Source organism: Leptolyngbya sp. AN02str (assembly GCF_050565595.1).
Taxonomy (GTDB): domain Bacteria; phylum Cyanobacteriota; class Cyanobacteriia; order Elainellales; family Elainellaceae; genus Kaiparowitsia.
In genome coordinates this window covers 18,180-27,436 of the sequence record NZ_JBNXVR010000061.1, presented here as the reverse complement: position 1 = coordinate 27,436, position 9,257 = coordinate 18,180, and the positions used below count along the sequence as shown (strand labels likewise).

The 9,257-nt window shown below is 50.5% G+C and carries 11 protein-coding genes and 1 pseudogene; 5 read left to right on the top strand and 7 right to left on the bottom strand.

The genetic code is table 11. The annotated features are described in order from the left end of the window. Positions 1-282 (top strand): hypothetical protein (locus tag ACQ4M4_RS27005; RefSeq protein ID WP_430687588.1); only part of this gene is annotated, 282 nt, incomplete at its 5' end. An 8-nt stretch (positions 283-290) separates the two neighbouring features. On the opposite strand, the gene ACQ4M4_RS27000 is transcribed toward ACQ4M4_RS27005, so the two are convergent. The 3 genes from ACQ4M4_RS27000 to ACQ4M4_RS26990 all read right to left on the bottom strand — a co-directional run bounded on the left by ACQ4M4_RS27000 (position 291) and on the right by ACQ4M4_RS26990 (position 2,084). Continuing rightward, entirely contained in the window at positions 291-902 is a 612-nt protein-coding gene (locus ACQ4M4_RS27000; protein WP_430687587.1) for a Uma2 family endonuclease, read from the bottom strand. 216 nt (positions 903-1,118) lie between these two features. After that, positions 1,119-1,607 carry a 3'-5' exonuclease gene (locus tag ACQ4M4_RS26995; protein ID WP_430687586.1) on the bottom strand — a complete coding sequence of 163 codons (489 nt, stop codon included), beginning with the start codon at positions 1,605-1,607 and terminating at the stop codon, positions 1,119-1,121. A 108-nt stretch (positions 1,608-1,715) separates the two neighbouring features. Further along, entirely contained in the window at positions 1,716-2,084 is a 369-nt protein-coding gene (locus tag ACQ4M4_RS26990) for a DUF4058 family protein (protein WP_430687585.1), read from the bottom strand. Here ACQ4M4_RS26990 and ACQ4M4_RS26985 point away from each other — a divergent pair. Further along, the gene (locus ACQ4M4_RS26985; protein WP_430687584.1) at positions 2,044-2,223 is read left to right on the top strand and encodes a GIY-YIG nuclease family protein; all 180 of its coding nucleotides are present in this window, start codon (positions 2,044-2,046) and stop codon (positions 2,221-2,223) included. The genes ACQ4M4_RS26990 and ACQ4M4_RS26985 overlap by 41 nt on opposite strands. A gap of 377 nt (positions 2,224-2,600) precedes the next feature. Here ACQ4M4_RS26985 and ACQ4M4_RS26980 read toward each other — a convergent pair. Together ACQ4M4_RS26980 and ACQ4M4_RS26975 are read right to left on the bottom strand one after the other, a co-directional pair. Continuing rightward, positions 2,601-2,810 (bottom strand): annotated as a pseudogene (locus ACQ4M4_RS26980) (IS5/IS1182 family transposase); the annotation flags it as partial. Between the two features lie 338 nt (positions 2,811-3,148). Then, complete coding sequence (locus tag ACQ4M4_RS26975; RefSeq protein ID WP_430687583.1) at positions 3,149-5,068, bottom strand: heavy metal translocating P-type ATPase; 1,920 nt, start codon at positions 5,066-5,068, stop codon at positions 3,149-3,151. A gap of 77 nt (positions 5,069-5,145) precedes the next feature. Between ACQ4M4_RS26975 and ACQ4M4_RS26970 the strand changes: the two genes are divergently transcribed. The 3 genes from ACQ4M4_RS26970 to ACQ4M4_RS26960 all read left to right on the top strand — a co-directional run bounded on the left by ACQ4M4_RS26970 (position 5,146) and on the right by ACQ4M4_RS26960 (position 7,195). Continuing rightward, entirely contained in the window at positions 5,146-6,258 is a 1,113-nt protein-coding gene (locus ACQ4M4_RS26970) for a precorrin-8X methylmutase (protein ID WP_430687582.1), read from the top strand. Positions 6,259-6,594: 336 nt separating this feature from the next. Further along, positions 6,595-6,765, top strand: coding sequence for a metallothionein (locus ACQ4M4_RS26965; protein ID WP_430687581.1), 171 nt, complete (start codon positions 6,595-6,597; stop codon positions 6,763-6,765). 163 nt (positions 6,766-6,928) lie between these two features. After that, positions 6,929-7,195, top strand: coding sequence for an ArsR/SmtB family transcription factor (locus ACQ4M4_RS26960; protein ID WP_430687580.1), 267 nt, complete (start codon positions 6,929-6,931; stop codon positions 7,193-7,195). A gap of 5 nt (positions 7,196-7,200) precedes the next feature. Here the strand turns inward: ACQ4M4_RS26960 and ACQ4M4_RS26955 are convergent, their stop codons facing one another. Then, a complete protein-coding gene (locus tag ACQ4M4_RS26955; protein WP_430687579.1) occupies positions 7,201-8,274 on the bottom strand; it encodes a WD40 repeat domain-containing protein in 1,074 nt (357 codons plus the stop codon). Then, complete coding sequence (locus ACQ4M4_RS26950; protein WP_430687578.1) at positions 8,271-9,242, bottom strand: CobW family GTP-binding protein; 972 nt, start codon at positions 9,240-9,242, stop codon at positions 8,271-8,273. The genes ACQ4M4_RS26955 and ACQ4M4_RS26950 overlap by 4 nt, the downstream gene beginning before the upstream one ends. Positions 9,243-9,257 lie beyond the last annotated feature (15 nt).

Sequence of the window (9,257 nt, the reverse complement as noted above, 5' to 3'; positions counted from 1 at the left end):
ACCGCTCAGAAGGTGATCCCACGCTATCGCAGTGCGGTACCAGTTGCCAGTTTCCCAACTGAAAAGAAGCCCAGGCTGTCTAGCAGGAAACCGAAAACAGCAGCCTCCAAACCAGAAGGGCGATCGCGATCGCGCACCTCCTGCCCCCGCTGTCAGCAGAAAATGGTCAAGGTTCCTAAGCTTACTCTTAAGAAAAAGTATTTCCTCAGCTGTCAGTGTGGAGCCGTCATGTTCTGGTCTGACTCTCGACGGGAATGGGAACAACCGAAACCCAGGTTGTAAAACGGCAATCAGACCTCAAAGCGAGGTACGGGTAAGACAAAACCAGGCAGAACGTCTCCACCCGAGAGTTCGGTCGGCAACTGACGCACCTCTTTGGGTTGCCCTTGGCGGTAAATCTCGACTTGTTGGTCTTGGGGATTCAACATCCAGCCCAATCGAACTCCGGCATCTATATATTCTTGCATCTTCGCTTGCAGTAGTTCTAGATCATCTGTAGGAGAGCACAACTCTATTACAAAGTCAGGGGCAATGGGAGGGAAGTTACGTCTTTGTTCGGGAGTGAGGGCTTGCCAGCGAGATAGCTCAACCCATGCCGCATCGGGGGAGCGAAAGCTCGATGAGCTGGCTTCGCCAACGCCGCCATTGGGCAATTTGAACAGGGTGGATGAACTGAACACCTTCCCCCGGACAGATTGTTTATTCCACAGGTACAGTTCGCCACCCAGATCCATCTCATAGCTACCGCCCTCTCCACCAATAGGAGACATAACAATCAAAGCTCCCTTAGCACTGCGTTCAAGGGATAGGTCAGGGTTACTGCGGCAAAGTTGGTAGAACTGCTCATCGGTGAGATGAACCTCTCTCATCTCCAGCACGAGTGGCAACGTCAGTGAAACCATGACACCATCTCACCTGATCTCGGCGAAGTTCCTGAGTTTTATTATGTCATCATCCCCCAGGAAATCTCCACATTCATGCACGGAGGAGGAACAGGAAACCCCAAAGAGCAGCTCCAAATCAGAAGGGCGATCGCTCAACCCCCCAAGCGACAGCAACCACCATTTAGCAAATGTTTAGAGAATAGAATCTTGGGAGTTCGCTGGCTTTTTTCCTGCCTAAACTGGATTCGCGGCAATCACAATCCTGGCGCACGCTTCTGCATCCGACAAGGCTTGGTGGTGCTCCAGAGAAATTCCCAGAAATTGGCAAACATCGGGTAATTTGGTTGGGCGAAGGTTCCAAGTTTTTCGGGCAAGCTGAACCGTACAGACGAAAGAGTGGGGGGGACGAGCGATCCCAAAAGCATCACAACAGGCATGCAGAACACCTTTATCAAAGGAGGCGTTATGGGCTGCCAGAAAATCGGCTCCCTCCAGGATGGGTGCAATAGTCTCCCACAGCTCGCCAAACGAGGGCTGTTCAGCGACATCCTGCCACCGAATGCCGTGAATGTGGGTGAACCGCATTTGAGGTCGAGGAGGACAGATCAAATAGTAAGACCGCTCAGTTATCTGCCAATCCTGAACCCGCACTAGCCCGATCGCACAGGCACTATCTCTTCCATGATCGGCAGTCTCAAAATCTAGGGCGACAAAAGTGGTCATGGCAACCATTCAATGCAGGGTTTCAGGCGTGTGTTTGCATGCCTCTGAGCTGAGCATGCCCAAACAAATACAAGAGATCGCATAGGTAGATCATGGAGTGCATGGTTCTTATGACCTTACCCCAACCTGCTGCAATAGCTCGTTCGCCCAGGTCATATCTGCCTCAGATAACGGTAGTTGAGGAGGTTGGGTGTAGTTCACCGCCAAATAATATCGCCCCCGTTTGTAAATTTGCTGCAACACTGCCTGCAACTCTAAAACAGGCTCCTCATCCCCTTTCGCTAACGGTACAGAAAACTGAGGAATCTCCTGCCCCACCTTGAACACATAAAGTTGAGCCGGTGGACGGCGATTGCTACGGCTCACCAGAATCCGATAATCCGATTGAACTGTATGAAGCTCATCCCACCTGCTGACGTGAGTGGGGGTGAGCTTCATGACACTCCAAACATCCAGTCCAGCCAAGCTAAAACTCATCAAGCCAATACAAACTGAAGGAAGCGAAAACACTCACAAATTAGAACAATCACTGCACCAACAATTTCACGAAATCAGATTAGCTGGGGAGTGGTTTAAAGCTGAAGCAGATCTTTTGAGTTATATCGAGCATCTGTGAGTGCATACCGACAATTCAGAATCAAGACAATTTCTTGTGTAGCGTAATAAAAATCTTGTTCGTAGTTACACAAGATATTCCATTGCCCCCCTCACCAGAAACAGCGCTACTTGCCCACAAAAAGTCAACACAACATTTTTGTCAATACTGGTACAACCGTCAATTGGGGGACAGATTCGACTGGTGGGAAATGAACCGCTCACCGACTAATGCCTGTCCATTGGTATGCCACATTCCTGCACTACGCGACAATCCCAGCTACTAAAGCCAGAAAAAGATCTACCAAAGCTCAAGAAGGAGCTTGTCACTGTGCAATGGTCGGGTGAGGAATTAGACTTTTCAAGGGCTTTGTTGCATGGTTGAGAACCAAGATAAATCTATCTTAAATCCGGTTGAGATGAAGCCGTGACTGCATAGCTATCCGGCTTAGCTATTTGGACCATGTGATTGAGAGCAGCACACTTGATGAATAATTCGGCAGCTTGATTGTCAAACGTACGAGTTGTGAGATGACCTCCAAAGATCACCTTGAACCGAAACATCGTCGTTTCTGCTAATGAGCGACGATGATAGCCGTAATCTCGCTTCCTCTTCTTGCGCACATGCTTGCGGATGTAGCGCAGATTCTCATCTCTAGGATGAGGCAGAGCCTTGCAGTTGCCGTGCTGCTAAATGACGGCATCTTTGCGAGGGGGAATCACAGCCGTTGCTCTTCGTTCTGTAACAACGAGTGGCGATTAAGCATATTCAGTCGACTCTGGACACAAGAGCCTATCGGCGTTGCAGCGGTATATCGATGTGCCGGAGAAGGATAAGGAGATGGCGATCGCTACGCTGAAGTTTCGCTCTTAGTTTAGTTGATTTACTTTGTGCTGTAAGCAATCATTGTGATGCTCTGCGGCTTGATTCAACTGGATCGTTTATTTTAGTTCCGCAAAAGTCGCAAGCCGCTCAAGATCACTAAGACCGTTGATCCTTCATGCCCGATTACCCCAAGAGGTAGTGTGACGCTACCAATGAAATTAGCAATGATCAGGAGCAAAATAAAACTGAGTGCAAACGCAATGTTTTGTCTAACAACGGTTTGAGAACGTTGCCCTAGGCGAATGGCAGTTGCAATTTTTTCCAGGCGATCGGTCATCAAAACGATGTCTGCGGTTTCTAGTGCGACATCACTTCCGGCGGCTCCCATTGCGATACCAACGGTGGCTTGAGCCAGTGCAGGTGCGTCATTAATGCCATCTCCAACCATTACAACGGTTTGATATTGCTGCTGGAGTTGTTGAATAATCTGAAGCTTCTCCTCTGGTAGCAATTCTGCATAAACCTGTTCAATTCCAATCGATCGCGCCACACTATTTGCTGTTTGTTGATTGTCACCTGTGAGCATGACGATCGCTTCAATTCCCATCCGTTTGAGTTGGGCGATCGCAGCCGTTGCTTCGGGTCGAAGGGTATCAGCGATCGCAATCAACCCCAGCACGTTATCGGCTTCCGCCACCCAAACCACCGTTTTGCCCTCTTGTTCTAGTTGACGGGTGTTTGTCAGCAAATGCGCTGGTACAGTCTGCACACTCGATTGCACAAACGTCGCTTTCCCCACATAAACGGGGACAAGTTCCTTCAAGCCTGTAATTCCTTGCCCTGGTTGCGCTTGAACGGAGGTCACAGACATACATTTTGTAGGCGAAACGCTAGTTGCGCACTGACAAATTGCCTGTCCAACGGGATGTTCTGAATAGGCTTCTAGTGCAGCCGCAAGGTTTACCACATCGGCTTCCGTGTATCCTTTGGCTGCAATGACTTTGTAGACTTGGGGTTTTCCGGTGGTCAACGTTCCCGTTTTGTCGAAGGCGATCGCCCTGACCTTTCCGATCAATTCCAACTGGGCACCACTTTTGAATAAAATGCCCTGTCGCGCTCCATTGGCAATGCCGGATAGCAGTGTGGGCATAATGGCAGCAACCAGCGCACAAGGCGACGCAACGACGAGAAAGATGAGTGCGCGGTAGATGGTTGTTTCCCAACTCCATCCCCAGAGGAACGGGGGCAGAATTGCCAGCAGAATTCCCACCAAAACAACAATACGAGCATAGCCGCGCTCAAAGCGTTCAACGAATTGCTGTGATTTTGGCTTTTCGGTCTGTGCCTGCTCCACAACGCGAATAATCCGTTGCAGTAAGCTGCTTTCGGGTGGTTGATGCACCTTCAGCAGTAAGGCTCCATAGCCATTTAACGTGCCAGCAAAAACTTCATCCCCGATCGTCTTTTCAACCGGAAGTGATTCTCCAGTAATTGCGGCTTCATTGAGAGCAGTTTCTCCCGCCACAATCACAGCATCGGTGGGAATCAGTTCGCCTGGTCTGACTCGGATGCGATCGCCCACCCGTAAATCTGAGATTGGTACAGTTCGTTCTTGTCCGTCCACGACCACTCGTGCAGTATCTGTCGTCAAGTTCATCAATCCCCGGATGCTCCGCTCAGTCCGTTGCATAGCGTAGCCTTCCAACGCCCCACTGATGGCGAAAATCAGGATCAGAATGGCTCCATCCACAATCAGGTAGTACTCCCGCCGCCACAGTCCCAAAAATGCCGCTCCGAGGGCTGCCACAATCATCAACAGATCCACATCCAGTTCTTTTTCCTGGAGTAATGTGGTCAACCCTTCACGGGCACTTTCAAATCCGCCAATGATATAGGCAGCAGGAAGGAGAAACAACGCCAACCCCAGCCAACTGAACTGCAAAGCACTCCAACCCAGCAGCACAAGCACTCCACAAAGCAATGCTGCCAGGGCATCTGGATGGTTGGTGGCAAATCGAGTCAGACGAGCAGGGTAAAGCATGGGCAGAATCAAAAACACCTGCTTTCAGGCTAAACCTTGACATTAATGTTAATGTCAAGGTTGTAGGCTCTTTTCTGATGCAAATGATGCAGGCACTGACGATCAAAGAACTTACCGATGCCGTTGGAGGCAGGATTACCCCTCGGATGGTGCGGCACTACCACCAGTTAGGTTTGCTACCGCAACCTGCCCGCTCGCCCGGAAACTATCGGCTCTATGATGAATCGGATGTGCAACGCCTGAAGCGCATTGTTGCCTTGAAGCAGCAAGGGTTTCAACTGGCTCATATCCAGAAGTTGCTGGAAACAGATGGCAGCCATGATGCGCCAGAATCCCTATTGTCTCAGCTACAGCAGCAGTATCAAGCGGTGGTCGGGCAAATCGCTCAACTCCGACAAACGGCATCTGCCCTGGAACGATTGTTGGGACGCGATCGCTCCTGTCAGACAACTCAGGCAGAGGTGCTGGCACGCTTGAAACAGCTAGAGGTACAAACTCAAATGCAGTTGAGCGGCTTTGAGGAATTGTGGGATGAACTGGATGCCGACGTTCATGCTCACCCTGAATCGTTTCAGGAATCGTTGCAGTGGTTGTTGCCGGACTTGAGCAATCGTTCTGAGATTGAAGTGGATCTGCTCTCCCAGTTGGTGCTGGCATGTGGAGATGTGAGTCTGGTGCCGTTTGTCCGAGTGGGGAAAGGGGCGATCGCTGCTAGCAGGGAAGCTCTAAAGACAGGCTGCTCGATTGTTGTAGATGTGCCAATGGTAGCAGCAGCCCTGGATCACACTCGTTTACGTCATCTGGGATGTGAAGTAACAACTCTCATTGATGACCCTCATATCACGACTGCCTCAGAGGCAGAGCAGGCATTTTGGCAGCAAGAGACTTGGAAGGATCGGCTCAGTCAGTATCCAGAGGGATGCATTTTGATTCTTGGCTATGCGCCCTCCGTTTTGCTAACCATGTGTCAGGCAATTCGGCAGCAAACTATTCAACCTGCCCTGGTAATTGGGATGCCGATCGGGTTCAGCCATGCCCCCATTGCTAAACGCCAACTGATGCGATCGGGTGTGCCCTTCATCACGATCGAGGGGGCGCTGGGTGGCGGGCTACTGGCAGCGACCGCACTAAATTCGCTCGCAGAATCTTTAATTGCGAAACCCGATTGCCACTGCTATCTAACAACTTAACATCTGCTTAGAAAGCAGGAAATTGCCCTTGCAGAAGTTCCTCGGCTTTAGTGCAACGGGCACAGGAGCACCCCGTTGGCAGCAAGGGGCGATCGGAGGGAGATCCTACAGCAACAGAAATGGAGTAATGGTCAGTTGTAGACTCTACCGAGTTTGGCTGTAAATTGTTTCCCTGCCAGTACTTAGCCATCCAATCTAGCCTTGGTTCCTAAGACTGTCATCAAAAAACACGCAATATGGAGCAACTTCTCCAATCGTAAAGATTTTCGGTAATCCAATATCTGAATTACTGTTCAGGTATTAAGATAAATAGAAAGCTTGATTTGGAAAATTTCCATGACTACAGTGACTCAAATGAAATGCGCCTGTCCAGATTGCCTCTGTATCGTGAATCTGAGCGATGCGGTAATGAAAGATGAAAAAGCCTATTGCGGTGAGGCTTGTGCAAATGGACACCCTCAAGGATCATCAGGTTGCGGTCATACGGGCTGCGGTTGCCATTCCTGAATATCGCTAAACCCTTTCCAAAATGCCCGATCTGCCTGCTGAGCGTACTTCTAAAATTTCTGACGATGGGGAAGACCTTTGTTGCAATCTTCCCCATGACCGTTCTGTTGCCTCGATACAACCGTTGCAACAGGTTCCTTTGAGCAGCGAGAAAGCTCAACGAATGGCAGAGTTTCTGGGCTTTCTCGCTGATCCCAATCGGCTACGAATTCTGTCTATTCTGGCGGAACAAGAGATGTGTGTAGGCGATCTGGCAATGGCTGTGGGCATGAATGAATCAGCCGTATCCCATCAATTAAGAACCTTACGAACGATTCGCCTGGTGAGTTCTCGCAAGCAAGGGCGGCATGTGTTTTACCGCTTGCAGGATGATCACGTTTTTAGTTTCTATCAGGCTGTAGTTGAGCATTTAGATGAGTCTGATGGGTAAGGGACTTATCGTCTACCAAACCCTTGACCTCGGAGAGCCTGTGACCAGATCAGCAACTCGCCATCCAGACCACCCGCCGCTAATTGATGTCCCTGCGGGTGCCAAGTGAGGCAGGAGAAGCCGTTGGACACACCTGTAAGCGATTGAATCAGTCGTGTGCCCCGATGCCAAAGGGCAACCCAACCATCCTCGGCTGCCGATGCCAACAGGAGTGAACCGGGTTGAAAGGCGATCGCCCGCACCACTCCTTGGTGATTGCCCAGAACCCGACTTGCCCAACCCACGCGCTCATCGCGGTCGCGCTCCCAAACAACCACAGCGGCTCCACTACAGGATGCCAGCATCGGCACACCAATATTAGTCGGAACCTCAGACCATGCCAGTTGCCGTACTTTACCCGGAAAGCCCCGCATTACCCAGGGTGCCGGATTGCCCCACTCGTTAACGCTGAGGGTGCTATCGAGATTTCCTTCAGCGATGAACTGATTATCGGGCGACCAGGCGATCGCCACTGTTGCCGAAGGGACATCTAACGCCTCTGCTTCTGCATCCCAATCGTTTGCATTCCAAACTCTTGCCCCCTGATAACCTGCTAAAGCAAGGTACTTGCCATCCCTGCGCCAATCTAGATCTAGGACGGTTGAAGCCTCGAAGTTAAGTGTCGTCACAACGTCCTGAATATCGGCATCCCAAACTTGAACATATTTGCCCAGGCTAGAAGCAAGCTCATGAGTCGTGGGACTCCAGCACAGGCGATCGACCCAAACGGATTTGTTGTCTAACGTGGTGATGAGTTCTGCTGCACCCGATTGAACCGACCAGATCTTGACCTGCCCATCTTGCCCCCCGATCGCTAAAAACTGTCCATCATGGGAAAACGCAAGGCAATCGACAGAGTAACCCGTTTCACTCTGGAGAAGGGTGGATTGGAAACCTGGCAGACTAATCAACACCACTTCTCCAGCCACTGAACAAGCCGCTAAAGAGCGACCATTGGGCGACCAGGCGATCGCGGTGACATAATCTGACAAACTGCCTCGCCAGGTTTGTTGAAATTCCAGTTGTGCTTTTGTTTTCATGCCAGACACGCCCGGAAGCCTTCTTTTAGCTGTGCCTCATTCAAATTGCGACCGATGAAGACCAGTTCATTCTTGCGGGTTTCGTTGGGTTTCCAGGGGCGCTCGGCTCTGCCATCAAACAACATGTGAACCCCCTGGAACACAAAGCGATTGTCTTCGCCCTCAATGTTGAGAATGCCCTTCATCCGAAAAATATCGGATCCCTGATTGCGTAACAGGTCACCCAGCCAAATGTTCAATTTTTCACCATCGATCGCACCAGATTCGACAAGCGCTACAGATCCCACAGTCTCATCATGTTCGTGAGCATCCTCGCCTAAGAAATTGGGGTCAACTTCCAGGGCGCGACTGAGATCGAACGCTCCGACTCCCAGGATGCTCTCCATTTCCACTTGAGCGTCTTGGGTGCGGTAGATTTTTGCCATTGCATTCATCGAGCGGATGCGTTGCTCTAATTCATCCAATTCAGCAGGCGTTACCAGGTCGGTTTTATTGAGCAGAATTACATCGGCAAATGCCAGTTGTTCGATCGCTTCATCGGCATCCCAGTGCTGGTGGATATGTTTGGCATCCACAACGGTGACAACGGCATCCAGACTGGTTTGAGAGCGCACGTCTTCGTCCATAAAGAAGGTCTGGATTACAGGGGCAGGATCTGCCAACCCAGTCGTTTCAATTACGAGATGGTCAAACTTGTTGCGCCGCTTCATCAGATTGCCAATGATGCGAATTAAGTCGCCCCGTACCGTACAGCAGATGCAGCCGTTATTCATCTCAAAGATTTCTTCGTCAGCGTCAATCACCAACTGATTGTCGATGCCGACCTCGCCAAATTCGTTAATGATGACAGCGACCTTCTTGCCATGTTCATGGGTGAGGATGCGGTTGAGAAGTGTCGTCTTTCCGGCACCCAAATAACCCGTGAGGACAGTTACAGGGACAGAACTTGGAATATCGGCAGCTACCATCAGTCACACCTCTTT

Coding starts and splice junctions, on each gene's coding strand:
- ACQ4M4_RS26995 (WP_430687586.1), bottom strand. CDS start 1,607: ATGACCACTTTTGTCGCCCTAGATTTTGAGACTGCCGATCATGGAAGA.
- ACQ4M4_RS26960 (WP_430687580.1), top strand. CDS start 6,929: ATGGCAGAGTTTCTGGGCTTTCTCGCTGATCCCAATCGGCTACGAATT.
- ACQ4M4_RS26970 (WP_430687582.1), top strand. CDS start 5,146: ATGCAAATGATGCAGGCACTGACGATCAAAGAACTTACCGATGCCGTT.
- ACQ4M4_RS26965 (WP_430687581.1), top strand. CDS start 6,595: ATGACTACAGTGACTCAAATGAAATGCGCCTGTCCAGATTGCCTCTGT.
- ACQ4M4_RS26950 (WP_430687578.1), bottom strand. CDS start 9,242: ATGGTAGCTGCCGATATTCCAAGTTCTGTCCCTGTAACTGTCCTCACG.
- ACQ4M4_RS26955 (WP_430687579.1), bottom strand. CDS start 8,274: ATGAAAACAAAAGCACAACTGGAATTTCAACAAACCTGGCGAGGCAGT.
- ACQ4M4_RS26990 (WP_430687585.1), bottom strand. CDS start 2,084: ATGAGTTTTAGCTTGGCTGGACTGGATGTTTGGAGTGTCATGAAGCTC.
- ACQ4M4_RS26985 (WP_430687584.1), top strand. CDS start 2,044: ATGACACTCCAAACATCCAGTCCAGCCAAGCTAAAACTCATCAAGCCA.
- ACQ4M4_RS26975 (WP_430687583.1), bottom strand. CDS start 5,068: ATGCTTTACCCTGCTCGTCTGACTCGATTTGCCACCAACCATCCAGAT.
- ACQ4M4_RS27000 (WP_430687587.1), bottom strand. CDS start 902: ATGGTTTCACTGACGTTGCCACTCGTGCTGGAGATGAGAGAGGTTCAT.